Origin of the sequence: [Mycobacterium] manitobense, assembly GCF_025821665.1 — a bacterium.
Lineage (GTDB): Bacteria > Actinomycetota > Actinomycetes > Mycobacteriales > Mycobacteriaceae > Mycobacterium > Mycobacterium arseniciresistens.
This window is the reverse complement of sequence record NZ_JACKSJ010000148.1, coordinates 19667-46404: the sequence shown is the minus strand read 5'-3', so window position 1 is coordinate 46404 and position 26738 is coordinate 19667. Positions and strand designations below refer to the sequence as shown.

At 68.5% G+C, this 26738-nt stretch carries 30 protein-coding genes and 4 tRNA genes; 23 read left to right on the top strand and 11 right to left on the bottom strand.

The genetic code is table 11. The features are described 5' to 3' along the window. Window positions 1-20: 20 nt before the first annotated feature. Both H7I41_RS17845 and lmeA read right to left on the bottom strand, forming a co-directional pair. Window positions 21-443, bottom strand: a complete 423-nt coding sequence (locus H7I41_RS17845) for a thioredoxin family protein (RefSeq protein ID WP_264013937.1) — start codon at window positions 441-443, stop codon at window positions 21-23. Beyond that, window positions 440-1237, bottom strand: coding sequence for a mannan chain length control protein LmeA (gene lmeA, locus H7I41_RS17840; RefSeq protein ID WP_264013936.1), 798 nt, complete (start codon window positions 1235-1237; stop codon window positions 440-442). Before lmeA ends, H7I41_RS17845 begins: the two co-directional genes overlap by 4 nt. A gap of 166 nt (window positions 1238-1403) precedes the next feature. Between lmeA and H7I41_RS17835 the strand changes: the two genes are divergently transcribed. The 10 genes from H7I41_RS17835 (at window position 1404) to H7I41_RS17790 (ending at window position 9957) form a co-directional block, all read left to right on the top strand. Further along, window positions 1404-2186: a winged helix-turn-helix transcriptional regulator gene (locus tag H7I41_RS17835; protein WP_264013935.1), complete on the top strand. Its 783-nt coding sequence runs from the start codon at window positions 1404-1406 to the stop codon at window positions 2184-2186. Then, entirely contained in the window at window positions 2183-3085 is a 903-nt protein-coding gene (gene mshD, locus H7I41_RS17830; protein ID WP_264013934.1) for a mycothiol synthase, read from the top strand. Before H7I41_RS17835 ends, mshD begins: the two co-directional genes overlap by 4 nt. Window positions 3086-3148: 63 nt before the next feature. Next, entirely contained in the window at window positions 3149-3526 is a 378-nt protein-coding gene (locus H7I41_RS17825) for an ArsR/SmtB family transcription factor (RefSeq protein ID WP_264013933.1), read from the top strand. Next, window positions 3523-4641 (top strand): ACR3 family arsenite efflux transporter, encoded by a 1119-nt coding sequence (gene arsB, locus H7I41_RS17820; RefSeq protein WP_308214633.1) that lies wholly within the window; start codon window positions 3523-3525, stop codon window positions 4639-4641. The genes H7I41_RS17825 and arsB overlap by 4 nt, the downstream gene beginning before the upstream one ends. Then, entirely contained in the window at window positions 4634-5056 is a 423-nt protein-coding gene (locus tag H7I41_RS17815; RefSeq protein ID WP_308214632.1) for an arsenate-mycothiol transferase ArsC, read from the top strand. Before arsB ends, H7I41_RS17815 begins: the two co-directional genes overlap by 8 nt. Window positions 5057-5274: 218 nt before the next feature. After that, window positions 5275-6408, top strand: a complete 1134-nt coding sequence (gene pstS, locus H7I41_RS17810; protein WP_264013932.1) for a phosphate ABC transporter substrate-binding protein PstS — start codon at window positions 5275-5277, stop codon at window positions 6406-6408. A gap of 13 nt (window positions 6409-6421) precedes the next feature. After that, a complete protein-coding gene (gene pstC, locus H7I41_RS17805; protein ID WP_264013931.1) occupies window positions 6422-7468 on the top strand; it encodes a phosphate ABC transporter permease subunit PstC in 1047 nt (348 codons plus the stop codon). Beyond that, window positions 7465-8376 (top strand): phosphate ABC transporter permease PstA, encoded by a 912-nt coding sequence (gene pstA / locus H7I41_RS17800; RefSeq protein ID WP_264013930.1) that lies wholly within the window; start codon window positions 7465-7467, stop codon window positions 8374-8376. The genes pstC and pstA overlap by 4 nt, the downstream gene beginning before the upstream one ends. Window positions 8377-8383: 7 nt before the next feature. Then, window positions 8384-9160 (top strand): phosphate ABC transporter ATP-binding protein PstB, encoded by a 777-nt coding sequence (gene pstB / locus H7I41_RS17795; RefSeq protein ID WP_264013929.1) that lies wholly within the window; start codon window positions 8384-8386, stop codon window positions 9158-9160. Between the two features lie 59 nt (window positions 9161-9219). Continuing rightward, the gene (locus H7I41_RS17790; RefSeq protein WP_264013928.1) at window positions 9220-9957 is read left to right on the top strand and encodes a winged helix-turn-helix transcriptional regulator; all 738 of its coding nucleotides are present in this window, start codon (window positions 9220-9222) and stop codon (window positions 9955-9957) included. Window positions 9958-10004: 47 nt separating this feature from the next. Here the strand turns inward: H7I41_RS17790 and phoU are convergent, their stop codons facing one another. The 5 genes from phoU to H7I41_RS17765 form a co-directional block, all read right to left on the bottom strand. Beyond that, entirely contained in the window at window positions 10005-10673 is a 669-nt protein-coding gene (gene phoU / locus H7I41_RS17785) for a phosphate signaling complex protein PhoU (protein ID WP_264013927.1), read from the bottom strand. 104 nt (window positions 10674-10777) lie between these two features. Continuing rightward, window positions 10778-12994, bottom strand: a complete 2217-nt coding sequence (locus tag H7I41_RS17780) for an LCP family protein (RefSeq protein ID WP_264013926.1) — start codon at window positions 12992-12994, stop codon at window positions 10778-10780. A 236-nt stretch (window positions 12995-13230) separates the two neighbouring features. Further along, on the bottom strand, window positions 13231-14397 hold the full coding sequence (dusB, locus tag H7I41_RS17775) for a tRNA dihydrouridine synthase DusB (protein WP_264014107.1): 1167 nt from the start codon (window positions 14395-14397) through the stop codon (window positions 13231-13233). Next, entirely contained in the window at window positions 14394-15389 is a 996-nt protein-coding gene (locus tag H7I41_RS17770) for an acyl-ACP desaturase (RefSeq protein WP_264013925.1), read from the bottom strand. The genes dusB and H7I41_RS17770 overlap by 4 nt, the downstream gene beginning before the upstream one ends. Window positions 15390-15539: 150 nt before the next feature. Then, the gene (locus tag H7I41_RS17765; protein WP_264013924.1) at window positions 15540-16124 is read right to left on the bottom strand and encodes a TetR/AcrR family transcriptional regulator; all 585 of its coding nucleotides are present in this window, start codon (window positions 16122-16124) and stop codon (window positions 15540-15542) included. Between the two features lie 71 nt (window positions 16125-16195). Between H7I41_RS17765 and H7I41_RS17760 the strand changes: the two genes are divergently transcribed. The 5 genes from H7I41_RS17760 to H7I41_RS17740 are packed head-to-tail and all read left to right on the top strand — an operon-like array spanning window position 16196 to window position 19760. Further along, complete coding sequence (locus tag H7I41_RS17760) at window positions 16196-17200, top strand: oxygenase MpaB family protein (protein WP_264014106.1); 1005 nt, start codon at window positions 16196-16198, stop codon at window positions 17198-17200. 33 nt (window positions 17201-17233) lie between these two features. Further along, a complete protein-coding gene (locus tag H7I41_RS17755) occupies window positions 17234-18409 on the top strand; it encodes a serine/threonine-protein kinase (RefSeq protein ID WP_264013923.1) in 1176 nt (391 codons plus the stop codon). Between the two features lie 29 nt (window positions 18410-18438). After that, a complete protein-coding gene (locus tag H7I41_RS17750; protein ID WP_264013922.1) occupies window positions 18439-18708 on the top strand; it encodes a hypothetical protein in 270 nt (89 codons plus the stop codon). 51 nt (window positions 18709-18759) lie between these two features. Then, window positions 18760-19104 carry an ArsR/SmtB family transcription factor gene (locus H7I41_RS17745; protein ID WP_264013921.1) on the top strand — a complete coding sequence of 115 codons (345 nt, stop codon included), beginning with the start codon at window positions 18760-18762 and terminating at the stop codon, window positions 19102-19104. Beyond that, window positions 19104-19760 carry a cation efflux transmembrane domain-containing protein gene (locus H7I41_RS17740; protein WP_264013920.1) on the top strand — a complete coding sequence of 219 codons (657 nt, stop codon included), beginning with the start codon at window positions 19104-19106 and terminating at the stop codon, window positions 19758-19760. The genes H7I41_RS17745 and H7I41_RS17740 overlap by 1 nt, the downstream gene beginning before the upstream one ends. 6 nt (window positions 19761-19766) lie before the next feature. On the opposite strand, the gene H7I41_RS17735 is transcribed toward H7I41_RS17740, so the two are convergent. Further along, window positions 19767-19842, bottom strand: a tRNA-Lys gene (locus H7I41_RS17735). Window positions 19843-19962: 120 nt separating this feature from the next. On the opposite strand from H7I41_RS17735, the gene H7I41_RS17730 reads away from it, so the two are divergent. From H7I41_RS17730 to H7I41_RS17705, 6 genes are all read left to right on the top strand, one after another. Continuing rightward, a tRNA-Glu gene (locus tag H7I41_RS17730) sits at window positions 19963-20035 on the top strand. A 39-nt stretch (window positions 20036-20074) separates the two neighbouring features. Continuing rightward, window positions 20075-20151, top strand: a tRNA-Asp gene (locus H7I41_RS17725). A 39-nt stretch (window positions 20152-20190) separates the two neighbouring features. Further along, window positions 20191-20264: transfer RNA gene (locus tag H7I41_RS17720), tRNA-Phe, on the top strand. A 30-nt stretch (window positions 20265-20294) separates the two neighbouring features. After that, the gene (locus H7I41_RS17715; RefSeq protein ID WP_264013919.1) at window positions 20295-20897 is read left to right on the top strand and encodes a TetR/AcrR family transcriptional regulator; all 603 of its coding nucleotides are present in this window, start codon (window positions 20295-20297) and stop codon (window positions 20895-20897) included. A gap of 30 nt (window positions 20898-20927) precedes the next feature. Next, a complete protein-coding gene (locus tag H7I41_RS17710) occupies window positions 20928-21527 on the top strand; it encodes a TetR/AcrR family transcriptional regulator (RefSeq protein ID WP_264013918.1) in 600 nt (199 codons plus the stop codon). 129 nt (window positions 21528-21656) lie between these two features. Next, window positions 21657-23216, top strand: coding sequence for a phytoene desaturase family protein (locus H7I41_RS17705; protein WP_264013917.1), 1560 nt, complete (start codon window positions 21657-21659; stop codon window positions 23214-23216). A 3-nt stretch (window positions 23217-23219) separates the two neighbouring features. Here H7I41_RS17705 and H7I41_RS17700 read toward each other — a convergent pair whose 3' ends face one another. Further along, window positions 23220-24593: a WS/DGAT/MGAT family O-acyltransferase gene (locus H7I41_RS17700; RefSeq protein WP_264013916.1), complete on the bottom strand. Its 1374-nt coding sequence runs from the start codon at window positions 24591-24593 to the stop codon at window positions 23220-23222. A gap of 90 nt (window positions 24594-24683) precedes the next feature. On the opposite strand from H7I41_RS17700, the gene H7I41_RS17695 reads away from it, so the two are divergent. Continuing rightward, window positions 24684-25667: an NAD-dependent epimerase/dehydratase family protein gene (locus H7I41_RS17695; RefSeq protein WP_264013915.1), complete on the top strand. Its 984-nt coding sequence runs from the start codon at window positions 24684-24686 to the stop codon at window positions 25665-25667. Between the two features lie 3 nt (window positions 25668-25670). Here the strand turns inward: H7I41_RS17695 and H7I41_RS17690 are convergent, their stop codons facing one another. Next, a complete protein-coding gene (locus H7I41_RS17690) occupies window positions 25671-25838 on the bottom strand; it encodes a hypothetical protein (protein ID WP_264013914.1) in 168 nt (55 codons plus the stop codon). A 52-nt stretch (window positions 25839-25890) separates the two neighbouring features. Continuing rightward, a complete protein-coding gene (locus H7I41_RS17685) occupies window positions 25891-26244 on the bottom strand; it encodes a UBP-type zinc finger domain-containing protein (RefSeq protein WP_264013913.1) in 354 nt (117 codons plus the stop codon). A 22-nt stretch (window positions 26245-26266) separates the two neighbouring features. Between H7I41_RS17685 and H7I41_RS17680 the strand changes: the two genes are divergently transcribed. Continuing rightward, window positions 26267-26713: an SRPBCC family protein gene (locus H7I41_RS17680; RefSeq protein ID WP_264013912.1), complete on the top strand. Its 447-nt coding sequence runs from the start codon at window positions 26267-26269 to the stop codon at window positions 26711-26713. The last annotated feature ends 25 nt before the right edge of the window (window positions 26714-26738 follow it).

The following is a 26738-nucleotide window of genomic DNA, read 5'->3' as shown; positions in this document are numbered from 1 at the left end:
CTTACCCAATGACAGGGTGATCAAGCCAACAGCGGCTCGAGCGCCGAACGCAGGTCAGCCGCCCTCGGCACACCCGTCGTGCGGTACCGCGGCCTGCCGTCGGCGTCGAAGATCAGCGTCGTGGGCAACGACAGCACCGAAAGCCGCCGGGCCGCCGCCGGATTGGCGTCCATGTCGATCTCGACGTGCGCGACCGAAGGCAGCTCCGCGCACACCTGATTGACCACCTTGCGCACCGCGGCGCACGGGCCGCACCACACCGCACTGAAGTGCACGATGGTCGGACCGGTGCCCGACAACCCGAGGTCTGAGGTGTCGACGTCCGCCGCGGCATCGGCCCCCTTCAGCATCCCGGCGCGCATCGACATCAGCCGGCCGACGACGAAGGCCAGGCCGAACACGGCGATCAGCACGGTGATGACCACCGCCCACTCTGTGCTCATGACCGGGTGAACTCCTCCAGCGCGATCGTTACTCCCTCGGCGATGCCCTCGATGATGATGTCCGAGCCGCGGGCGCCCTCGCTGGTCGGCGCGATGCCGAACGGCAGCTCCTGACCCGGCATCGTGGTGCTGAACGCGGCCAGTACGGCAGCCACCTTGTCCTCGGGCACCTCCTGGTCGGCGGTGCCCGGACCGGTGAGCACTCCGGTGCCCGTCAGCACCAGGGTGCTCTGATCGCCGTCCGGGCGGGACAGGTCGACCGACACGCTGACCCGCTCGGTCACGCCCGCCGACTTCGGGGTGCCGGTGAACACCAGGCCCCGGTTGCTCGAGATGCCGGACTCGGTGGTGCCGCCGGTGGAGTCGTTGGTCTCCCGGGACGGCGCCTCCACCAGCAGGTCGGGGATGCCCATGAAGCGTCCGACGTGAGTGGAGTCGATGATGATGCGGCTCTCCACCTTGCCGACCGGCAGCGGGGCCTGCGGCCGGACCAGCCACGACGCCTGGCCGAGGCCGATGTCGTGCAGGGTGGTCTCCAGCGAGACCTTGCCGACCACCGGGTGATCAACGCCACTGGCCCGGATCTCGACCTCGTCGTAGTGCCGGTCCATCGCCTGGGTGGCGAACGGGAAGCCCAGAATCGCCACCGACGGGTCCCACTCCAGGTCCGCGGCGCTGCGCACCGCCCTGGCCAGTCGGTATTCGGCGTAGATGGCGGCGCCGAAGTCGACACCGACGGCGGCGACGACCACGGCGGTCAGCGTCGCTCCCAGTCCGATCAGCAGCCTGCGCACCTGGACATTCTGGCCTACCTCGACCGGCGCGTACCGCTTGGCGCGGCTGATCCGCAGGTGGCGCGGTATCGTTACGTGACTAACAGCCGGTAACGGCGATATGTCAGGCATGAATCTGGGAGATCACCGCAGGAGTTGATTGCACCCCGGGGACGCTGGAGGGCCTGTGGACCTACTTCTCTTGACCGTCGATCCGCACCCTGAGTCGGTCCTGCCGTCATTGGCGCTGCTCGCGCACAACGTCCGCTCGGCGCCGACCGAGGTGTCCGCTCTGCTCGAAGCAGGCACCGCCGACGTCGCGATCGTCGACGCACGCACCGACCTCGCCGCCGCGCGCGGCCTGTGCCGGCTGCTGGGCACCACGGGGACGTCGGTGCCCGTCGTCGCCGTGGTGAACGAGGGCGGCCTGGTCGCGGTGAACCACGAGTGGGGGCTCGACGAGATCCTGCTGCCGGGCACCGGTCCGGCCGAGATCGACGCCCGGCTCCGCCTGCTCGTCGGGCGCCGCGGCGGCATGGCCAACCAGGAGAACGTCGGCAAGGTCAGCCTCGGTGAGCTCGTCATCGACGAGGGCACCTACACGGCACGCCTGCGTGGACGGCCGCTCGACCTCACCTACAAGGAATTCGAGCTGCTGAAGTACCTCGCCCAGCACGCAGGCCGGGTGTTCACCCGCGCCCAGTTGTTGCAGGAGGTGTGGGGGTACGACTTCTTCGGTGGCACCCGCACCGTGGACGTGCACGTCCGCCGGTTGCGCGCCAAGCTGGGCCCGGAGTACGAGTCGTTGATCGGCACCGTGCGCAACGTCGGCTACAAGGCGGTACGGCCCGCGCGCGGTCGGCCGCCCGCGCCCGGCGCGGAATTGCCCGACGACGACGAGGAGGACGACTACGCGCACGCCCCGGACAGCGTGCCCGAGTCGTTCGTGGATCCCCTCCGAACCCAGTGACCGACCTCGACTGGCGCAGTCACCTCTCCGCGGCCGACCGGGACCGCATCCGCGCGCTCATCCACGCCGCCACGACCGTGGACGGCGTTGCGCCGGTGGGGGATCAGGTGCTGCGGGAACTGGCCGCCGACCGGACACGTCACCTGGTGGCCGTCGACGGCGACGACATCGTGGGCTATCTGAACCTGGCTCCTGCCTCCGAGGGCACCCCCGCGATGGCTGAACTGGTGGTGGATCCACCGGCGCGCCGGCGTGGCATCGGATCGCAACTGGCGACCGCCGGTCTGGCCGCGGGCGGTGAGGACGCCAGGGTCTGGGCGCACGGCAATCTGGAACCCGCCCGGGCGACCGCCCGATCACTCGGACTGGTGGTGCGCCGCGAACTGCTGCAGATGCGCCGTTCGCTGCGCGATCTGCCCGCGCCGATGACGTCGCAGGGCGTGAGTGTCACGACCTACTCCGGACCGGCCGACGACGCCGACCTGCTGCGCGTCAACAACGCCGCCTTCGCCTGGCATCCCGAGCAGGGCGGCTGGACCGGTGCCGACATCGCCGAGCGCCGCGGCGAACCGTGGTTCGACGCGGACGGGCTGTTCCTGGGTCGGGACGACGCGACCGGCGAACTGCTCGGGTTCCACTGGACGAAAATTCACGACGGGGATCTGGGCGAGGTGTACGTCGTCGGCGTCGACCCATCGGCCCAGGGTCGCGGACTCGGCGCGACCCTCACGCTGACGGGTCTGCACCACCTCGCGAAGCGGCTGTCGGGAAGCGCGCAACCGACGGTCATGCTCTACGTCGAGGCGGACAACGCGGCGGCGGTGAACACCTACCGCAAGCTCGGCTTCGACGTCCACAGCGTCGACGTCGCGTACGCCGCCGGGGTCTCGGGTTCCTGACCTCTGAACTCGTTCATCTGGTCTTCGATTGCCTGCTGATTCGATCAGTGTCAATATCGATGAATGTCGAATCAGGTGCCCGCCGAACCGGCGGAATGTTGTGACGTCGGGCCGCTGCTGCGCGAGCCGCTGACGGCGCACGCCGCCACCGCGATGGCCGCCACTCTCAAGGCTCTGGCAGATCCCGTGCGCCTGCGACTGTTCAGCGCCATCGCCAGCCGCGCCAACGGCGAGGCCTGCGTCTGCGACATCTCCGACGGCCTGGACGTCAAACAGCCGACCGTCTCGCACCATCTGAAGGTGCTGCGCGACGCCGGACTGCTCACGTCGGAACGCCGCGCGTCGTGGGTGTACTACGCCGTGGCGCCCGAGGCGTTGCACGGTCTGGCGGCCCTGTTCGCCGCCGGCCCGGTGCACTCGGCGGCTGGAGCCACCGCGTGACGAGGACCGCTGCGTCCGCCGACACCCCGGACGTCGTCGGCAAGCTCTCCACCCTGGACCGATTCCTGCCGTTGTGGATCGGCCTCGCGATGGCCGCGGGCCTGCTGCTGGGCCGCGGGGTCCCCGGACTGAACACCGCGCTGGGGCACGTCGCCATCGACGGCGTCTCGCTGCCCATCGCGCTCGGACTGCTGATCATGATGTACCCGGTGCTGGCCAAGGTGCGCTACGACCGCCTCGACACCGTCACCGGCGATCGTCGCCTCCTCATCAGTTCCCTCGTCCTGAACTGGGTTTTCGGGCCTGCGCTGATGTTCGCGCTGGCCTGGCTCATGCTGCCCGACCTGCCGGAGTACCGGACGGGCCTGATCATCGTCGGCCTCGCCCGGTGCATCGCCATGGTGATCATCTGGAACGACCTGGCCTGTGGCGACCGCGAGGCAGCGGCCGTGCTGGTCGCCCTCAACTCCGTCTTCCAGGTCATCATGTTCGCAGTGCTGGGCTGGTTCTACCTGTCGGTGCTGCCGGGCTGGCTGGGGCTCGTACAGGCCACCATCTCCACGTCGCCATGGGAGATCGCCAAGTCGGTGCTCATCTTCCTCGGCATTCCGCTGCTGGCGGGCTATCTTTCGCGCCGGTTCGGTGAGAGGGCAAAGGGGCGGGACTGGTACGAGACGAAGTTCCTGCCGGCGATCGGGCCGTGGGCGCTCTACGGTCTGCTCTTCACGATCGTCATCCTGTTCGCCCTGCAGGGGGAGCAGATCACCAGTCGCCCAATGGATGTGGCCCGGATCGCCCTGCCGCTGCTGGTGTACTTCGCGGTGATGTGGGGCGGCGGATATCTGCTCGGCGCGGCCATCGGCCTGGGCTACGCGCGAACCACCACCCTGGCTTTCACCGCGGCCGGCAACAACTTCGAACTCGCCATCGCTGTGGCGATCGCTACCTACGGAGCGACGTCCGGGCAGGCCCTCGCCGGCGTCGTCGGTCCGCTCATCGAGGTTCCGGTGCTCGTCGCCCTGGTGTACGTCTCACTGGCGTTGCGGCGCCGGTTCTCGTCACCCACCGCTGGGGATGCAGCAGACGTCGTGAAGAAGGGTGTGCCACGTGGCTGAACACGCGAAGCCGGCGGTGCTGTTCGTGTGCGTGAAGAACGGCGGCAAGTCGCAGATGGCCGCGGGGCTCATGCGCAAGGTCGCAGCGGATTCCGTCGACGTGTACTCGGCGGGCACCAGGCCTGGCGGTGAGATCAACGCGCTGTCCGCAGAGGTGCTCGCGGAGGTCGGCGTCGACATCACCGATCAGACGCCGAAGGCGCTGGACCCGGATCTGGTCGAGAAGGTCGATCTGGTCGTCACACTCGGTCGGGAAGCTGAGGTCGACCCGGTGCCGGGGACGCGGTTCGAGAACTGGGACACCGACGAGCCGTCCGAGCGGGGCATCGACGGCATCGAACGGATGCGACTCGTGCGCGACGACATCGCTGCCCGGGTGGACGAACTGAAGGCCCGGCTGTGTCAACGCGACTGATCACGGCCGGAAACCGTCGGTCGGCGGGGCCGGATGCGTTCGATCCTGTCAACGAGGTGTGAAAAGTGGCGGACGTCGCCGGTGTGGTTCATTTTCCGTTCACCATGCGTAGGTAATTCATTCATGGCGTCCCTTTAGGTTCACAGCCGAGCAGCAATGGGTCTGCTTGACGCGCCGGCGACGGCCAGCGTCCACCCGTGATCTCTAGAAGGAGCTTCGTGAAGGCGAATCGTTCTGGTGCTGCGCTCGGCCTGCTGGCCGCCGGTGCCCTGCTGCTGTCGGCGTGTGGCAGCGACAACAACACCTCTTCGGGATCGGGATCCGGCGAATCCGGTTCGCAGGCCGCCGGTGAGTGCGGCGGCAAGGAAGCGCTGAAGGCGAGCGGCTCGAGCGCGCAGGCCAACGCGATGACGCGGTTCATCAACGCCTACGAGACGGACTGCCCCGGCTTCACGCTGAACTACACCTCGAGCGGATCGGGTGCCGGCGTGTCGGAGTTCCTCGGCGGCCAGACCGACTTCGGCGGCTCCGACTCTCCCCTCAGCGCGGACAAGGGCGAGGTCGAGAAGGCCAAGGAACGCTGCGGTGGCAGTGAAGCGTGGAACCTCCCCGCCGTCTTCGGACCCATCGCCGTGACCTACAACGTCCCCGGCGTCGACGGCCTGGTGCTGGACGGACCGACGCTGGGCAAGATCTTCAACGGCGCGGTGAAGACCTGGAACGCACCGGAGATCGCGGCGCTGAACTCGGGCGCCACCCTTCCTGCCGATCCGATCAACGTGATCTTCCGCAGCGACGAGTCGGGCACGACCGACAACTTCCAGAAGTACCTGGATGCGGCGTCGGACGGCTCCTGGGGCAAGGGTGCGGGCAAGTCCTTCGCCGGCGGTGTCGGCGAGGGCGCCAAGGGCAACGAGGGCACCTCGGCGGCCATCAAGAGCACGCCGGGCTCGATCACCTACAACGAGTGGTCGTTCGCCAAGTCGCAGAACCTCTCGATCGCCAAGATCATCACGTCGGCCGGTCCCGAGCCGGTGGAGCTGAGCACGGAGACGGCCGGCAAGGCCATCGACGGCGTCAAGTTCAAGGGCGACGGGAACGACCTGGTCCTCGACACCGCGTCGTTCTACAAGCCCACCGAGGCCGGGTCCTACCCGATCATGCTCGCGGCCTATGAGATCGTGTGCTCGAAGTACCCGGACGCCGAGGTGGCCACCGCGGTCAAGGCGTTCCTGAACTCGGCACTGGGCAACGGGCAGAAGGGCCTCGAAGACAACGGCTACATCCCGGTTCCCGAGGCCTTCAAGACGCGGCTGACCGAGGCTGTCGACGCCATCAACGCGACGGCGTAGTAACCACAACACAATGGCTGTCACACCAGACTCGACCGCTGTGGGCTCGTCGGAGACGACGAGCCCACAGCAGGGCGGGCACACGCCCGAGAAGCCAACGAAGAACCGGAAGGGATCGGCCTTGAGGCAGGGCGAAGGACGTTGGGGCGACACCGTCTTCAAGTCCATCGCGATCGCGGCCGGCGCCACCATCATCGGTGCGATCGCGCTGATGGCGCTCTTCCTGATCATCAAGGCGATTCCCTCACTGCAGGCCAATCAGGCGAACTTCCTGACCAGCACCGAGTTCCTCACCAGCGACTCGAGCAACCTGCGCTTCGGTATCCGCGACCTGTTCATGGTGACCGTGCTCAGCTCGGTGTTCGCCCTGATCATCGCCGTGCCCATCGCGATCGGGATCGCGGCGTTCCTGACGAACTACGCGCCCAAGCGGTTGGCGCGACCGTTCGGGATGCTGGTCGATCTGCTGGCGGCCGTGCCGTCCATCGTCTTCGGTCTGTGGGGCATCTTCGTGCTCGCACCGTGGCTGAGCCCGGTGGCGACCTTCCTCAACGACAGCCTCGGCTGGTTCTTCCTGTTCTCCCAGGGCAACGTGTCGCTCGCGGGCGGCGGAACGATATTCACGGCGGGAATCGTGCTGGCGGTGATGATCCTGCCGATCATCACCTCGGTCACCCGCGAGGTCTTCGCACTCACCCCGCGTGGCCATGTCGAGGCTGCGCAGGCACTCGGCGCCACGAAGTGGGAAGTCATCCGGATGACCGTGTTCCCCTACGGCCGAAGCGGCATGATCGCGGCGTCGATGCTGGGATTGGGCCGCGCGCTCGGCGAGACGATCGCGATCCTGATCATCCTGCGCACCGCGGCGCAGGCCGGCCACTGGTCGCTGTTCGACGGTGGCTACACATTCGCATCCAAGATCGCCTCGGCAGCCGCTGAATTCAGTGCGCCGCTGCCCACAGGTGCTTACATCGCCGCCGGCTTCGTGCTCTTCGCGCTGACCTTCGTGGTCAACGCGCTGGCCCGGGCAGCGGCCGGCGGAAGGGTTAGCGGAGGATGACCGCAACGACGTCAGCGCTCGACCAGCCGGTGAAGGCCCCGACCTTCCACCCGCTCAGCACCAGTCGCAAGCTCAAGAACGGCCTCGCGACAACGCTGTTCACCGCGTCGTTCGTGATCGCGATGGTCCCGTTGGTGTGGCTGATCTACACCGTGCTGGCCAAGGGCGTCCGCGCGATGACCCTGTCGACATGGTGGACCAACTCCCTGGCCGGAGTGCTGCCCGAAGAGTTCGCGGGCGGCGTGTACCACGCGATCTACGGCACGCTGATCCAGGCGGCCATCGCAGCCGTGCTCTCGGTGCCGTTGGGCGTCATGGCCGCGGTCTACCTGGTCGAGTACGGCCGAGGCCGGTTCGCCAAGATCACCACGTTCATGGTCGACATCCTCGCGGGTGTGCCGTCGATCGTGGCCGCGCTGTTCGTCTTCGCGCTGTGGATCGCGACGCTGGGCTTCGAGCAGAGTGCCTTCGCCGTTTCGCTGGCCCTGGTGCTGCTGATGCTGCCCGTGGTCGTACGGAACACCGAGGAGATGCTCAAGCTCGTTCCCGACGAATTGCGAGAAGCGTCCTACGCGTTGGGTATTCCCAAGTGGAAGACCATCATGCGCGTCGTGGTGCCCACGGCGCTGCCCGGGATGATCAGCGGCATCCTGCTCGCCCTGGCCAGGGTCATGGGTGAGACGGCTCCGGTGCTGGTGCTCGTCGGCTACAGCCGGTCGATCAACTTCGACGCCTTCGAGGGCAACATGGCGTCGCTGCCCCTGCTGATCTACACCGAACTGATCAACCCGGAAGCCGCAGGCGCACTCAGGGTCTGGGGCGCCGCACTGACCCTCATCCTGATCATCGCGGCTCTTTATCTCGGCGCTGCCTTCATCAACCGATACCTCACGCGGAACAGAGTTTAGGAGCCTCATGGCCAAGCGCCTGGATCTCAAGGATCTCAACATCTACTACGGCAGCTTCCATGCCGTGTCCAACGTGGGTCTCGCGGTGCTGCCGCGCAGCGTCACGGCCTTCATCGGGCCGTCCGGCTGCGGGAAGTCGACCGTGCTGCGCACCCTGAACCGGATGCACGAGGTGATCCCCGGCGCCCGCGTCGAGGGTTCGGTGCTGCTCGACGGTGAGGACATCTACGCCTCGGGTATCGACCCGGTGAGCGTCCGCAAGACCATCGGCATGGTGTTCCAGCGTCCGAACCCGTTCCCCACCATGTCGATTCGCGACAACGTGGTGGCCGGGCTGAAGCTGCAGGGAACGCGCAACAAGAAGACCCTCGACGAGGTGGCCGAGCGTTCGCTCAAGGGCGCGAACCTGTGGAACGAGGTCAAGGACCGGCTCGACAAGCCGGGTGGCGGGTTGTCCGGTGGCCAGCAGCAGCGGCTGTGCATCGCCCGCGCCATTGCGGTGCAGCCCGACGTGCTGTTGATGGACGAGCCGTGTTCGGCGCTCGACCCGATCTCGACGCTGGCGATCGAGGACCTGATCGCCGAGCTCAAGCAGGACTACACGATCGTGATCGTGACCCACAACATGCAGCAGGCCGCCCGGGTCAGCGACCAGACCGCGTTCTTCAACCTCGAGGCCACCGGCAAGCCCGGCCAGCTGGTCGAGGTCGACGACACGGAGAAGATCTTCTCCAATCCGACCCAGAAGGCGACAGAGGACTACATCTCGGGCCGCTTCGGCTGACGGTCGCTGCATGCACGTCGCGCGAGGGGGCGACAAAGTGACCGGCCAGGCGATGACGCGTGACGATTGAGGTGCGGCGGACCGAGGTGGGATTGGGGCGGCATCGCGCCGCCGTCCCGCCCACCCGTGGGACGCTGATGCTGGTCGACACCGACGCCGGTGTCGCGGCGCACCTGATGGACGACGCGGCGAAGATCGGCATCGAGACCACCTGGTGCGACGACGGCGCCGAGGCGCTGCTGGCCATCGGCGTCGAACGGCCCAATGTGCTGGTGCTGGCGGCGCGGACCAGCACCGTCGATGCGGCCCGGATCACCTGGGCGGTGCGCAACAGATGGAACCTGCCGATCCTCATCGGCGCGCCCAGCGCCGATGAGCTCACGCGTCAGGCGCTGTCCGCGGGCGCCTCGGCGCTCATCGTCCGTCCGTACGACATCAACACGATCGCGCCGTTCGCGTTCAACGGATTCCACGAACCCCGGCGGGATCAGCAGGTCTACACGGCCGGCCCGATCGAGGTGGACCGGGACGGCTACGAGACCCGCGTCCGCGGGCGCGACGTCCAGTTGACCCAGCGTGAACTCGAGCTCCTGGTGTACCTCATCGAACGCCGCGGACGAGTGGCCAGCAGCGACGAGATCAGCCGCGCAGTCTGGGGCCATCCCGCCGACACCAACACCGTCGCCGTGCACGTACGACGACTGCGCGAGAAGCTCGGTCACGATCCCGAACACGGCGAGTTCATCCGCACCATCCGCGGTGCCGGCTACCGTCTGGCGCCGTCCATCTCGGCCTGAATCGCCGGGTCGGGGGTCAGCACGACGCGGGTGCCCGCCGGCAGACCTCAGCGCGGAGTGGGGATCTGCTCCTCGGTCGGATAGGTCCCCGTGACCTGAAAGATGACCCGGCGCGCCACCTCGACGGCGTGGTCGGCGAAGCGCTCGTAGAACCGGCTGAGCAGGGTCACGTCCACGGCGGGTGTCACGCCGTGCTTCCACTCGCGGTCCATCAGCACCGTGAACAGATGCCGGTGCAGGTCGTCCATCGCATCGTCTTCCTCCTGGATGCGGGCGGCCTTCTCCGGATCGCGGGTGAGCAGAACCTCCTGCGCGGCATTGCCGAGTTCGACTGCGACGCGGCCCATCTCGGCGAAGTAGCCGTTGACCTCCTCGGGCAGCACATGCTGCGGGTGGCGTCGGCGAGCGATCTTGGCGACGTGCAGGGCCAGCGCCCCCATCCGGTCGACGTCGGCGACGATCTGGATCGAGCCGACGACCGAGCGCAGGTCACCAGCCACCGGGGCCTGCAGCGCCAGCAGCACGAACGCGGACTCCTCGGCGCGGACGCTCAGGGCGGCGATCTGCTCGTGGTCGCTGATCACCTGTTCGGCAAGTACCAGATCGGCCTGCAGCAGGGACTGGGTCGCGCGTTCCATCGCCGTACCCGCCAGGCCGCACATTTCGCCGAGCTGCCTCGTCAGGGAGTCCAACTGTTCGTGGTACGCGGTTCGCATGGGCCAAGCCTAGAGGTTGAGCAGGTCACGCGTCACGACGCGGACAATGAACGACAGGTGAATGACAACCGCCCGGACGTGCTGTTGTCCGATTAACGAAGCCGCTATTCGCAGGTGGTGTCGGCGGCGTTGGTGACGGCGAGATCCTCGGGCAGGTGCGACGGGGAGGTGCTCGTGCCCCGCACCACCTGGACCTGCACGGGCGACCCGCTCGGTGTCGGCGCGTTCACGGTGTTGAAGTCCGAGCCGAGCACCACCTGCACGGTGTCACCGAGACCGGTGACCTGTTCGACGGTGGCGTTGGTGAACGACGAGGCGACCGTGGCCGCGGCCTGCTCGTTGCCCGGTGCGAAGAACACGGTCGTCGAGGACAGCGAGTCGGGGTAGTCGTCGGGGGTGGTGACGTTGAACCCGTGCGCCTGCAGCTCGTCGGCGGCGGTGGCGCCGAGGCCGGTTTGACCGGTCGAGTTCGACACCTGGACGGTGACCTGCGCCGGATCCGTGGTGACGGCGTTGACCAGCCGGCCCGGGTCGGTCGCCGGTGCCGGCTCGGGCGCCGCGGTGCTCGACTCGGGGGTCAGGGTGGCCGACTCAGGAGTGCCCGGCACCGGAGTGTTGTCGGCGTTCTTCTCCCCGGGCAGTGGGTTGTCGTTGATGATCGCGTCGAACAGGGCGTTCATGTCGTCCTCGCGCGGCACCTCGTTGCCGTAGTCGTCGGCATAGCCGACCGTGGGCACGGTGACGAAACTGATCCGGCCGGCGGACACCCCCTGGATCGACTGGCCGAGGTCGACCAGTTCACGGGTGCCGATGTTGTCGACATAGGTGTCGTCGATGAACTTGTTCACCACGTCGTTGAGCTTGTTCAGCGAGAAGAACACCTCCTTGCTGATGAGCGACCGCAGCAGCGACGACAGGAACAGCTGCTGGCGCTTGATGCGGCCGTAGTCGCCGTTGATCTCGGTGGTGACCTGGCGGGCGCGCACGTAGTTCAGCGCGGTGTGTCCGTCGATCATCTGGCGGCCCGCGTTCGGCAGTACCGTGCCCAGCTCGTAATCCTCGATCGGGGTGGTGCTGCAGACCTCGACGCCGCCGATCGCGTCGACCATCTTGGCGAAGCCGGCGAAGTCGACGGCCATGAACCGGTTGACCGACAGCCCGGAGAGCTTCTGGATGACCTTGACCAGGCACTTCGGCCCGCCGACGGCGTACGCGGAGTTCAGCTTGGTCTCGGTCCACGCCTCCTCGAGCCCGTACATCGGCGAGTTCTCATCGGTGATCGGTCCGTATGCGCCGGTCTCGGGATTCCACGGCTCGCACTCCATCGGCTCGATGGACAGATCGCGCGGGAATGACACCGCGACGACCCGCTCCCGGTTGGCGGGGATGTTAACCAGCATCACGGTGTCCGAGCGCGCGCCCGCCGCGTCCTCGGTGTCGCCGGCGCCCATGTCGCTGTTCTGGCCGATCCGGCTGTCCACGCCGACGATCAGGAAGTTCTCGTCGCCGTACTGCGCGTTGGCGTCGATGATGTCGCGCGAATCCCGGTCCAGCGCCGACACCTTGTTCATGCTGTTGTTCTTCGACGACTGCCACTGCCACGCGCCACCGGTCAGCACGAGCGCGAAGGCCGCCAGCAGCGCGGCGGCGGTCCGGCCGGCCAGCATCACCCGTCTGCGGCGGTGCGGTTCGTCACCCGGCGCGCCCACCGAACGCCGGCCGATCCGTGACGGCGGCACCCGCGAGGACGTGAGGTCGGGGATGTCGTCGTCGTACGCGGACGGTACGGGCGGGATGATCTCGGTGTCCTGCCGGTCCGGATCCGACGGGCGGGCGCCACCGTCGGCGGCCACGGCCTCGTAGCCGCCGTAGGGCTGGTAGGACTCGTAGTCCTCGTACTGCTCGTAGGGTTCGGCAGGGACGGCGTCGATGATCTCGGTCGGCGGTGCGGGCGGCTCGGCCGGCGGGACCACGTCGATGATCTCGGTCGGCGGTGCGGGCGGCGCCTCGGGTTCGGGCTCGGGCTCGGCGAGGTGGCGCCGCGCGCGGCGTCCGCCGGTGCCCTCTCCGGCCATCTTGGCGATGAGGTCGGCGACCGTCAGGCCGCCGTCGGTGTGGCTACCGCTCGGCTCGTCGGCCGCCTCGTCGTCGGGCTCATCGGCGGCCGCGGGCGTGACGGGGTGCCGGTCGCTGCGCTCCCACGGCGCGGCGCCGAGGGATCGCCGGGGAGTTCGGGTAAGCCATTGGTTGTCCGCGTCATGATCCGGGGCCGGGTCCGGCGCCCGCCGACGGCCAGGAGTGGCGTTGTCGCCGTCACTCATGTCCTCATCGGCCTCCGACTCCGTGAACCCGCCGGCGCGTCGCGCCCAGCCGGCTTGTGCAATGCCACATGCCTCGCAGCAGCATCGAGATCGGCTCCGTGACTGGAGCCATCACAGCAAGACCCACATCGTACTGAGACAACCTGTGAGTGAGCCAGTCGGAGCGGGTGACAGGTTCGTCTCGAATTGTCACGAACGCGCTACAACGGCGCCTCGCGCGACACTTCCGGCCCTGCTCAGCCGCCTGAATGCATGACGTCCGCGCCGGTGGGGACGGTGCAGTCGTCAGGGTCGGCCAGCCAGCCCTCCGGCAGTGTCACCGACGCGGGTGACCCCTGCCGGCCACGGGGTCCGGTCGCCGTGGCGGGAAACGGGACATCGGGATCCAGCTCGTCGAGCAGCCGGTCGAGGTCGGCCAGCGTCTTGACCAGGGCCAGCCCGCGTCGCAGGTCGGCGCCGGCGGGAAGACCGTGCAGGTACCAGGCGACGTGCTTGCGGATGTCGCGCATGCCCTTGTCCTCACCGAAGTGATCGGCGAGGAGCTCGCCGTGGCGGCGGACGATCGCGGCGACCTCGCCCAGCGTGGGCGGCACCGGGATCTCCCGTCCGGCGAAGGCCGCGGACAGCTCCGCGAAGAGCCAGGGACGGCCGAGGCACCCGCGGCCGATGACCACGCCGTCGCAGCCGGTGGACGACATCATCGCCAGCGCGTCATCGGCGTCGAAGATGTCGCCGTTGCCGAGCACCGGAACGCTGGTCACATGTTGTTTCAGGGCGGCGATCTGCGACCAGTCCGCGGTGCCCGAGTATCGCTGCGCGGCGGTGCGGGCGTGCAGTGCCACCGCGGCCGCCCCCTCCTCCGCGGCGATGCGGCCGGCGTCGAGGTGGGTGTGGTGCTCGTCGTCGATGCCGATGCGGAACTTGACGGTGACCGGGATTCCGGAGCCCTCGACGGCGCGCACCGCGGCGGCCACGATCCTGCCGAACAGCCGGCGCTTGTAGGGCAGCGCGGCGCCACCGCCCCGGCGGGTCACCTTCGGCACGGGGCAGCCGAAGTTCATGTCGATGTGGTCGGCCATGCCCTCGTCGGCGATCATCCGCGCCGCCGCATAGGTGGTGTCCGGGTCGACGGTGTAGAGCTGCAGCGACCGCGGGGACTCGTCCGGAGCGAAGGTCGTCATGTGCAACGTGACGGGGTGGCGCTCCACGAGTGCCCGCGCGGTCACCATCTCGCACACGTACAGCCCGCTGACCGTCCCGGCGCGGGCGATCTCGAGTTCACGGCACAGCGTCCGGAACGCGACGTTGGTCACGCCGGCCATCGGGGCCAGCACGACGGGGCTGGACAGCGCGAACGGCCCGATCTGAAGTGCAGATCGGGCCGGCGCGCGGTGTTCGGTCAGGACGCTGATGAGGCAAGCACCTTCGAGTTGCGCTTCTCGGCCATCTTGCGCTCCCGTTCGAGGCGCTTCTCCTTGGCGAGTTCGAACTTGACGCAGGCCTCCTCGAGTTCCTCGACGAGCACCCCGAGGTCGTCGCGCATCCGTGCGGCCTCGCCGGTGAAGTCCTCGCGCTCGAAGATCCGCCACTTCTTCAGCACCGGCATCACCACGTCGTCGAGGTGGATGCGCGGATCGTAGACGCCGCCGACGGCGATGATGACGGCCTTGCGCCGGAACTCCGGCACCGTGAAGCCGGGCATCTTGAAGTTGCGCAGCACGCGGTGCAGCGACTTCATCGCCTGGTTCGGCGCGATCGCGAGACCGGCCTCGCTGACGTCGCGGTAGAAGATCATGTGCAGGTTCTCGTCGGCCGAGACGCGCGCCAGCAGCTGATCGGCGATCGGCTCGTTGCAGGCCTTGCCGGTGTTGCGGTGCGAGACGCGGGTGGCCAGCTCCTGGAACGTCACGTAGATGACGGAGTCGAAGAGGCTGTGCGCGAACATGTCGCCCTGGGCGTTCTGGCCGGGGGAGAAGCCGCGGGTCATCTGCTCGACGCGCAGTTCCTCGAGCTGGATGGGATCGATGGCGCGGGTGACGACGAGGTAGTCGCGCAGCGCGATCCCGTGCCGGTTCTCCTCGGCGGTCCAGCGGTTGACCCACTGGCCCCAGGCGCCGTCCATGCCGAAGTTCATCGCGATCTCGCGGTGATAACTGGGCAGGTTGTCCTCGGTGAGCAGGTTCTGCACCATCGCGGTCTGGGCGACCTCCGACAGCTTGGACTGCTCGGGATCCCAGTCCTGACCGCCGAGGGCGTAGTAGTTCTTGCCGTCCGACCACGGGATGTAGTCGTGCGGATTCCAGTCCTTGCGCATGCGCAAGTGCCTGTTGAGGTTCGCCTCGACGACCGGCTCGAGCTCTTTGAGCAAGTGCAGGTCGGTCAGGTCGATCGCCATGGGCCCCTCCGGTTATCTGTACCTGATGGTTGCACTCAATATATCTGTGTACTTCGGTGACATCAAGTTGGCCCGCACCGGGTGTCGCCCACCGCCGCGTCGCATTTCCGGCGTCACTCCCGCTCGTGTACCCGCTCGCGGCGAGTGTTCTCAGTATTCGGCCACCCGGCTGAGCAGCATGTCGACGCAGTAGTCGATGAACTGCTCCCGGCTGGCCCTCAGTCTTCCGTCGAGGTATGCGGTGAACAGCGCCGTCAGCGCTCCGATCAGTCCCGTCGCGACCATCGCCTGCAGCGCCGGATCGGTGATCCTGGTCAGCTTGCGCTGCAGCAGGTCGATGAAACTGGGCATCCACTCCGCGCCCGACTGGACGAGCACCGGTTCCGATTCCGGCGCGAGCAGCAGCACGCGACCGCGGGCGGGGTCGTCGACCATCAGCGCGACGAACTGTTCCACCGCATCGCGCGGCGTCTCCGCGCTCGTCAGGGCCGCCATCGCCCGGGCGCAGACATCGTCGTAGACCGCGCGGACGTACTCGTCGCGGTCGCCGAAGCTCTCGTAGAAGTAGCGCTCGGTCAGGCCGGCTTCCCGGCACACCGCCCGCACGGTCAGCGCCGGGCCGCCCGCACTGCCGAGCAGTTTCACCCCGGCGGCGACGAGGTCGTCGCGACGCAGCGCCTGGCGATCCTGCAGTGGAACGCCCGACCAGCGGCCGCGTCGTTGACCGGAGGGCACATCACTCCCTATGCTCGATGTGACAACACGCGTAGTCAAAATGGCTTCTGGCGTCGATGGGACTGATACCAGTGACTCAAGATACTTCTGCGGCCAGTCCGCTGACCAGCGAATCGCCGCTGGCCACCGGCTGCCCGGTGGCGCCGGGCGGCTATGACGCCCCGCCTTCGCCGCTCGGCCCCGATTCCCTGACGTGGAAGTACTTCGGCGACTGGCGGGGACTGCTGCAGGGACCGTGGGCCGGGTCGATGCAGAACATGCACCCGCAGCTGGGCGCCGCGGTCGAGGAGCACTCGACGTTCTTCCGCGAGCGGTGGCAGCGGCTGCTGCGCTCGCTGTACCCGATCGGCGGCGTGGTGTTCGACGGCGACCGCGCGCCGGCCACCGGAGCCGAGGTGCGGGACTACCACACCGACATCAAGGGCGTCGACGGCCAGGGCCGCCGCTACCACGCCCTGAACCCCGACGTCTTCTACTGGGCGCACTCGACGTTCTTCGTCGGCACGCTCATCGTCGCCGAACGCCTCTGCGGCGGCATCACCGAGGCGGAGAAGCGTCAACTGTTCGACGAACACGTCGAGTGGTACCGGATGTACGGCATGAGCATGCGGCCGGTACCGGCGACGTGGGAGGACTTCCAGGTCTACTGGGATCACATGTGCCGCAACGTGCTCGAGAACAACTACGCCGCGCGCGCTGTGCTCGACCTGACCGAATTGCCCAAACCGCCGTTCGCGCCGGCGATGCCGGACTGGATGTGGCGGCTGCAGCGAAAGATGTTGGCGCCGTTCTTCGTCTGGTTCACCGTCGGCCTGTACGACCCGCCGGTGCGCGCCCTGATGGGCTACACGTGGTCGGCCCGCGACGAGTGGTGGCACCGCCGCCTCGGGGAGGCGGTGGGCAAGGTGTTCCGGCTGGTGCCCGAGCGTCGACGGATGCATCCGCGGGCGCGCGCAGGCCTGGACCGCGTCAGGGGCCGCATCACGCCCGACGCGCCGCTGGTGCACACCCCGGCCCGGAACCTGCCGCCCCTGGACTGCCGCGGCAAGTCGACGCACTACTGCCCCGAGGTCTGACACATCGGTCGATCGGCCAGCTAGGTTGATCCCATGACGGCCCCCGAGATTCTGGGCGGCCGCTACGAGCTGCGAGGCGTCCTGGGTCGGGGCGGCATGGCCGAGGTTCGCGACGGCTGGGACACCCGTCTGAATCGTGCGGTCGCCATCAAGCTGATCCACCCCGCGCTCGGGTCACAGCCCGAGACCCGGACCCGGTTCGAGGCCGAGGCCCGCTCGGCCGCTGGGCTCAACCATCCGCACATCGTCGCCGTGCACGACAGCGGCGAACACAACGGCATCCCGTTCATCGTGATGGAGCGGCTCTCCGGGTTCTCGCTCGCCGATCAGATCGCCCGCGGTCCGCTGCCGGTGCCGATGGCGCGCAAGGTCATCGACGACGTCCTCGACGCACTGGCCGCCGCACACGACGCAGGCGTCCTGCACCGCGACATCAAACCGGGCAACATCCTGTTCACGCCGTCGGGTGAGGCCAAGGTCACCGACTTCGGCATCGCGAAGACCGCGGAGGCCGGCGTGACGATGACCGGCCAGATCGTCGGCACGATGGCCTATCTCAGCCCGGACCGGTTGATGGGACACCCGGCCACACCGGCCGACGATCTGTACGCGGTCGGCGTGGTTGGTTACGAAGCACTCGCCGGCAGGCGTCCGTTCCTGCCGGAACACCCGGGCGCACTGGCCCGGGCGATCATGGACGAGCAGCCGCCTCCGCTGCGTTCGCTGCGGCCGGACGTCGACCCGGTGCTCGACGCGGTGATCGAACGCGCGATGGCCCGTGACCCGGGACTGCGCTTCCACAACGCCCGCGCGATGCGTGCGGCACTCGCCGGCACCGTGCCGGTGGCTGCCGCGGGACCGCCGGGACCGATGGGCACCCGGGTGCTCGACACCCCGGTGCCGCCGCCCTCGATGATCGCCGTGCCGCCGCCCCGCCGATCGGGTCCCGACCGCAGGCTGCTGTGGATCGGTGCGGCGGTCGCGGCGCTCCTGCTCGGCGTGATGCTCGCGGTGTTCGAGGCGGGGACGTCGTCGAATCCACCGCCGCAGCCCGCGACGACGAGCCCGCCGGTCACCACGACACCCACCACGCCGCCGACGACGACCACCACCACGGTGGCGCCGGTCGAGCCCGGCCAGCAGGGCCCGCCGTTCGACCGGCCGGGCAAGAAGCCCAAGCGCAACGGCAACGGCGACGGCGACGACTGACGCCGCGAGTGCCGGGTTAGCGTGAGCCCGTGACCAAAGCCGGCTTCGTGCTCAATGCCGTCCTCGCGTCGGTGGGGATCGTCGCGTTCGTGGTGCTGGCGGGGGTGTTCGGCTACAAGTGGCTCGAACGGGACGAGCCGAACGACGCCTACTCGTGTGGCAGCGGGACCCGGGGCGGCACCTGCTTCAGCGGTGAGACCACGAACATGGTGCTCACGTGTGTCTTTGCCGGCATCGCGGTGATCGGGATCGTGCTCTTCGTGAAGTCTGTGCGCTCGCATTGGCCCAACGTCAGGTAGGTGGGACGTGACGCACCCGCCTGGTACAGAAACCGCTGTACTGTCAGGGGTGTGGAGACGCTGCAGCACACCGATGCGCTGGCCCGATTCGGTCACGCCCTGTCCGACACCACGCGGACACGCATCCTGCTGCGCCTGAACCGGGCACCCGGGTATCCGTCCGACCTGGCCGATGAGATCGGAGTGTCCAGGCAGATCCTGTCGAATCACCTGGCCTGTCTGCGCGGCTGCGGACTGGTGGTGGCGGTGCCCGAGGGCCGTCGCGCGCGCTACGAACTCGCCGATCCCCGCATCGGGCATGCGCTGACCGACCTGATGGGTCTGGTGCTGGCCGTCGACCCCGCCTGCCGGTGTTCGGGCGCGGACGGTCGCGAGTGCGGATGTGGTTGCCGCTGATGGCATCTCGGCTCACCGACGCTCGACGCGACCTGCTGTCCAGACGCATCCGGCTGTTCGTCGCCGCGACGATCTCGTACAACGTCATCGAGGCGATCGTGGCGATCACCGAAGGCGCTCGGGTGTCGTCCACCGCGCTCGTCGGCTTCGGGCTCGACTCGGTGATCGAGGTGTCCTCCGCGGCCGCGGTGGCGTGGCAGTTCGCCGGCCGCGACCCCGAGGCCCGCGAGAAGATCGCGCTGCGGATCATCGCGTTCTCGTTCTTCGGCCTGGCGACGTATGTGACCGTCGACGCGGTGCGGGCGCTGCTGGGCGCCGGTGAGGCGCGGCACTCGACGGTGGGCATCGTGCTCGCCGCGCTGAGCCTGATCGTCATGCCGGTGCTGTCGTACGCGCAGCGCCGAGCGGGTCGCGAACTGGGCTCGCTGTCGGCGGTCGCCGACTCGAAACAGACGCTGCTGTGCACCTACCTGTCGGCGGTGCTGCTGGTCGGACTCGTGCTCAACAGTGCCTTCGGGTGGTCGTGGGCGGACCCCATCGCCGGCCTGGTGATCGCCGTCATCGCGGTCAGGGAGGGCGTCAACGCATGGCGAGGTGAAACATGCTGTGCGCAACCGGTCGGCGGCGGCACGGGCCGGGACGACTGCTGCGACTGATGATCGTGGTGCCCCCACCAGGGCTCGAACCTGGGACCTGCGGATTAAAAGTCCGTAGCTCTACCAACTGAGCTATAGGGGCGCGGTGAAACACAATACCGGGCGGCCTGACGGGCCCCATTTGAGGATTCGGGAGCCGGTAATCTAAGCTATCGAAGCTCACAACGTCCGCGTTGTGAGTACCCCGAAGAGATTCGGCTTGGCCCCCTTCGTTTAGCGGCCTAGGACGCCGCCCTTTCAAGGCGGTAGCGCGGGTTCGAATCCCGTAGGGGGTACGACGCACCGGCGGCGACGTCGGTGTGGCACTGCAGCAAGGCCCTGTGGCGCAGTTGGTTAGCGCGCCGCCCTGTCACGGCGGAGGTCGCGGGTTCGAGTCCCGTCAGGGTCGCCATCACGGCGAGGCATACCGGTCGTCAGGCCGGTGCCTTCCGGCCAGGTAGCTCAGTTGGTACGAGCGTCCGCCTGAAAAGCGGAAGGTCGCCGGTTCGATCCCGGCCCTGGCCACTCAGCAGGGGCGGATGCGAAGGACAGGCAGTGATCGCCGATCGGCACAGCGGCCGGCAGGACGCCGGTGGCTTCCGGCAGCGGTTGCTCGACGCGCTCGAGGCGTCAATCGCCGAGGACGGATACCAGAGGACCACCATCGCCGGCATCGTCCGCCGTGCCCGGACCTCACGCCGGACCTTCTACGAACACTTCGAAGACCGCGAAGCCTGTTTCGTCGCGCTGCTCACCGCCGCCAACGACGAGCACATCCGCAGCATCTCGGCGGCCGTCGACCCGACCACTGCGTGGCAGCACCAGGTGCGTCAGGCGATCGTGGCGTGGATCGCCTCTGCGGAGTCGCGTCCGGCGCTGATGCTGAGCTGGATCCGCGACATGCCGTCGCTCGGCGCGTCCGCGCGCGTTCTGCAGCGCGACGTGATGGACAACTTCGTCGACATGGTGCAGGCGCTCGGCGGCACCGACCGCTTCCGGGCCGCCGGAATCGGGCCCGTGTCGCGCCAACGGGTCATCATGTTGCTCGGCGGGCTTCGCGAGCTGACCGCCATCACCGTCGAGGACGGCGGCCGGATGAGCGACGTCACCGAGGAGGCCGTCGACGCGTCGATCGCCCTGCTCACGCCGACGCCCTGACCGCGGCGCGCAGGCGGGTACGTTACCGGCATGGCCCGGCCGGCTCAGACCATCCGCAGCGAGCGCACCCGCGACGCGCTGCGCCAGGCCGCGCTCGTGCGCTTCCTCGCCCAGGGCGTCGAGGACACCTCGGCCGAACAGATCGCGGCCGACGCCGGGGTGTCGCTGCGGACGTTCTACCGGCACTTCGCGTCCAAGCACGATCTGCTGTTCGCCGACTACGACGCCGGGCTGCAGTGGTTCCGCGCCGCGCTGGCCGACCGCTCCGCCGCTGAATCGCTGGTCGACTCGGTGCATTCGGCGATCCTCGCGGCGCCCTACGACGTCGACGCCGTCGCCAAGATCGCCGCACTCCGGTCCGAGGAACTCGATCCGGGCCGCATCGTGCGGCACATCCGCCAGGTCGAGGCGGACTTCGCCGAGGCGGTCGAGGAGCACCTGGCCCGCGACCGGCCGCCACCCACGGACGCCGACGAGCGGCTGCGTCTCACCGTCACGGCGCGCTGCATCGCCGCCGCGGTGTTCGGGGCGATGGAGATGTGGATGCTCAGCGAGCCACGCTCACTGCCGGAGCTGGCCCGGTTGTGCCGCGCCGCGCTGGAGTCGCTACGCGGCGGCATCATCGACTGACGGCCCTCGTTTCTGCGCTGAGGGCTGTGATGCCACGCCGATCGCAGCCCTGGGTGCAAAAACCAGCGGGCGCTCGCCAAAGTTTCGTCAATATTGACAAAACATGCGGTGCCGTGTCAGCCTCAGCCGATGGCGGATCATGACGCGATCGTCGTCGGCGCGGGCCACAACGGACTGACCGCGGCGGCGCTGCTGCAACGCGCCGGCCTGCGCACTGTGTGCCTGGAGGCCAAACGCTACGCCGGCGGAATGGCCTCCACCGTCGAGCTTTTCGACGGCTACCGGTTCGAGATCGCCGGCTCGGTACAGATCCCCACCGCCGCGACGGTGAGCCGCGAGCTCGGTCTCGACACGCTGCCGACCGTGGACCTCGACGTGATGTCGGTGTCGCTGCGCGGTGTCGGCGACGATCCGGTCGTCTACTACACCGACCCGATGCGACTGCTGACCCACCTCAACGAGGTGCACGGCGCCGAGGCGGTCAACGGCATGGCGGGCCTGATGGCCTGGAGTCAGGCCCCGACCCGCGCGCTGGGGCGCTTCGAGGCCGGCCGGCCCCCGAAGACGCTCGACGAGATGTATGCCTGTGCCACAAACGAATTCGAGCGCTCGACTATCACCGACCTGTTGTTCGGGTCGGTCACCGACGTGCTCGACCGCTACCTGCCCGACCGTGAGAAGCACGGTGCGTTGCGCGGGATGCTGGCGCTGCTGGCGGTCAACACCACCTACCGCGGGCCTGCCACCCCCGGCACCGCCGCGGCACTCGCGTACGGCTTCGCCGTTCCCGACGAGAACACCCTGCTGGTGAAGAAGCTGCGCGGCGGCATCGGTGCGCTCACCTCGCATCTGCAGGACGTTTTCACCTCCGCCGGAGGCGAAGTGAGATTGCGCGCCGACGTCGCCGAAATTTTGGTGGATGACGGCCGGGTCGCCGGCGTGCGCCTCGAGGACGGCACGCGGCTGACCGCGCCGGTGGTGGTGTCCGCCGTCGCGCCCGACCTCACGGTGACGCGACTGCTCGACCCCGCCGCGATACCGGCCGACATCCGCGCCAGGTACGCCCGCGTCGACCACCGCGGCAGCTACCTGCAGATGCACTTCGCCCTCGACGGCACGCCGGAATTCGCCGCACCCTACGAACTGCTCAACGACCCCGCCATGCAGTCCAACATCGGCATCTTCAGCACCCCGGAGGAACTGCAGCAGCAGTGGGAGGACTGCAGGCACGGCGTCGTGCCCGCCGACCCGTCGATCGCGCTGCAGATCCCCTCGGTCAACGACCCCACGCTGGCGCCGGCGGGCAAGCACGCCGCGTCGGCGTTCTCGCTGTGGTTCCCGGTCGAACAGGGGGAGTCGGGCTACGGCGAGATGAAGACCGAGATGGGGCGGCGGGTGATCGAGAAGATTTGCCGTATCGCACCCGACTTCGAGACCCGCATCATCCGGCACACCACCTTCACGCCCAAACACATGGGCACGATGTTCGGCGCCCCCGGCGGGGACTACTGCCACGGCCTGGTGCACCCCGAGCAACTGGGCCCCAACCGCCCGGGCCCGAAAGGCCATGTCGATCAACCGCTTCCGGTGCACGGCCTGTACCTCGGCAGCGCCGGCTGCCACGGCGGCCCCGGCATCACCTTCGTCCCCGGCTACAACGCCGCCAAGCAGGCGCTGGCCGACGCCTGAGACTCAGACGCCGGTCGCGCGCTCCAGATCCTTGAGCGAATCCTCGAGGTGGCCGAGCAGACGCTGCAGATGCGGCACGCTGCCTCTGGCGCCCACCAGCCCGAAGTCGAGGTTGTCGGCGTTGTTCGCCACCGTGATGTTCACCGCCTGGCCGTCCAGCGCGATCGACAGCGGGTAATTGCCGTCGAGGCGCGCGCCGCGCCAGTACAACGGTTCTCGAGCGCCCGGCACGTTGGAGATCACGATGTTGAACGGCGGCGGCGCGGCCGACACGAACCCCGGCACCGCGCCGAGGCCCAGGGGGGCGATCATCGACGCCGACAGCGCCAGCTGCTGCACGCGAGGCAACTGAGTGAAGACCTTCTTGTTGTTGCGCATCGACGTGCTGATGATCTCGAGGCGCTTGCCGGCGTCGGCGGTGTCGGTGGCGAGATTGCACAACATCACGCCCGTCATGTTGCCGCCCGTGTCGGCCTCCTCCTCGGTGCGCAGGCTCACCGGGACCATGGCGATCAGCGGCGCGTCGGGCAGCGCATTCTGCTCCACGAGATAGGCCCGCAGCGCCCCCGCGGACATCGCGAGCACGACGTCGTTCACGGTCGCGCCGGTGGTGGCCTGCTTGACGGCGCGCAGACGCGACAGGGGCCAGGATTGCGCCGCGATCCTCCGCGCGCCGCCGATCGGCACATTGAACATCGTCCTCGGGGCGGCGTACGGCAGTTGCAGCTGCTGCTCGAGCAGCGCCGACCGGGCCAGCGACAGGGTCGAGGGCGCAAGGGCGGCAACTGATCCCACCCGGCTGCGAAGGGACTGCAGCAGAGACGACGACTGCTGTTCCAGCTCGGCCTTGCGCTCCTTGCGTGGCAGGTGCCACGGCACCCTCAGCTCGGGGTCCTCGGGGTCGGTGGACAGCGTGCGCTGGGTGAGCTTCAGCGCCGACACCCCGTCGATCAGCGCGTGGTGGAACTTGACGTAGACCGCGAACCGGTTGTCGTTGAGGCCCTCGATGAGATGGGCCTCCCACAGTGGCCGGTGCCGGTCGAGCAGTGTGCCGTGCAGTCGCGACGTCAACTCGAGTAGGTCACGCACCCGGCCAGGGGAGGGCAGTGCCGACCGCCGCAGGTGATAGTCGAGGTCCACCTCGTCGTCCTCGGCCCATGCGAGGTTGGCGATGCCGCCGAGCAGCGTTCCCGGGTGCTTGCGGAAGGTCGGGTGGAACTCGGTGTGCTCGACCATCTGCTGATGCATCTCGCGCAGGAAATCCGGACCCGAGACGCCGTCGGGCGGCTCGAACAACTGCAGGCCGCCGACATGCATGGGGTGCTCGCGGGATTCGACGAGCAGGAACATCGAATCGGTCGGCGAGATGAGCTTCATCGCACTCCTCTGAAGGTAGGTGTCCTTTCTATTCCCTGCGGGCCCGGTTCTCAACGTTTCACCGGATCGGGCGCTGGGAAAGACCTGGGGATGTCACTTCGCGTCGCTGTCACGGGCCCCACCGGAGAGATCGGCAAGTCGGCGGTCGACGCACTGGAGCGCCACCCCGACGTCGAGCGGATCATCGGGATGGCCCGCAGGCCCTTCGATCCGGCCGCGCGGGGGTGGACGCGGACCGAGTACCGGCAGGGTGACATCACCGACCGGGCGGCCGTCGACGCGTTGGTGGCCGACGCCGACGTGGTGGTGCACCTGGCGTTCATCATCATGGGCTCTCGCGCCGAGAGCGCGCGAGTGAACCTGGCGGGCACCCGCAACGTCTTCGAGGCGACGGTGGCCGCCGAGCGGCCGCGCCGGCTGGTCTACACCTCGTCGGTCGCGGCCTACGGCTACCACTCCGACAACCCCGTGCCGATCACCGAGGACGTCCCGCCCCGCGGCTCGCCCGAGCACTACTACTCCGAGCAGAAGGCGACCTGCGAGGCCGCCCTGGCCGAGATCGCCGACGGCTCCGGCCTCGAGGTGTTCGTGCTGCGTCCGTGCATCGTGGCCGGTCCCGACGCGCCCGCGCTGGCCGAGGTGATGCCCTGGAACCAGCTGCCCGGCCCGGTCCGCCGCGCCACACAGATGTTCCCGTTGCTCAAACCGCCGTTCCCGGACCCCGGCACGCCGCTGCAACTGGTGCACCACGACGATGTGGCCGACGCCATCGCGCTGGCCGCGACGAGTGCGGCGCCGCCGGGGGCGTACAACATCGCCGGCGACGGCGTGCTGTCGATGTCCGAGGTGGCCGACGCACTCGGTGCGCGACCGGTGCGGGTGCCCAGAGTCACGGTGTCGGCGGCGTCGGAAATCGTCGCGCGGCTGCCCTTCGTGCCGTCGGCGCTGGAATGGCTGCACATCGGCCGCACGTCGGTGGTGATGGACACCACGCGGGCGCGCACCGAGCTGCGTTGGACGCCGAAACATTCTGCTGCCGAAACGCTTTCGGCACTCGCCGAGTCCTACATGTGACGGCTACTGGGTGGGATCGCCGGTGTCGGCGGGACCGCCGGGCGTCGCACCGCCCTCGCTGGACCAGTCGACCCGGTCATCGGCGCCCTCGGCGGGATCACTGATGACGTCGTCCTTGGCCTGATCGGAACCCTTGTCGGTCTCGCTGGTGTCCGGCTTTTCCTTGCTCACCGGCGCTGAATACCCTGGTCACCGGCATCGGAAACGGTACGCACCTGCGCTTTCAGTCCCGGCGGTTGCGCAGCTGCTCGGCCCAGTCCTTCGGGACCCTGCCGCGCGGACCAGGAACCGTCTGGTCGGCCGGACGGCTGTGCGGCGCGGCGAGTTCCGGGCCGTCGTAGTAGTCGTCGGTCTGGAAGTTCCAGAACCAGTCCTCGCCCGGCTCGAAGGACTGGATGATCGGGTGCCCACTGCCGCGCCAGTGCGCGGACGCGTGCCGGGCGGGCGAATCGTCACAGCAGCCGATGTGTCCGCATGCCGCGCAGCGCCGCAGGTGCACCCACCAGCCGTCGTCCGCTTCGCATTCCACACAACCGGTTCCGCTCGGCGGCACCGCGGGATCGACCGCTTCAGTCATGCACGCAGCCTATCGTCAACGGATGGCCGTCACGATGCGTCGCGAGGTGATCATCGAGGCCGGCGTCGAGGAGATCCTCGATGTCATGCTCGACCTCGAATCGCTGCCGCAGTGGTCGCCCGCGCACAAGAGCTCGGAGGTGCTCGATCGCGACGACCGCGGCAGGCCGCTGCGCAGCAGGGCGACCGTGCAGACCGTCGGCATCACCGACGAGACCGAGATCGCCTTGACCTATCACGAAGACGGCTACGGCTGGACCCTGGTCAGCTCGACGTGGCAGCGCTCCCAGGACGCCCGCTACACCCTCGTCCCGCAGGGCGACCGGACCCTGGTGCGGTTCGAGGTGACCGTCGACCCCGTCATGCCGATGCCCGGCTTCATGCTCAAGCGGGCGGCCAAGGGCGTGATCGACACGGCGACCGACGGTCTGCGCTCACGCGTGCTCGCGGTGCGGAAGCGGGGGAAGTAACCCGCCGCACCGGCACGCTGACTAT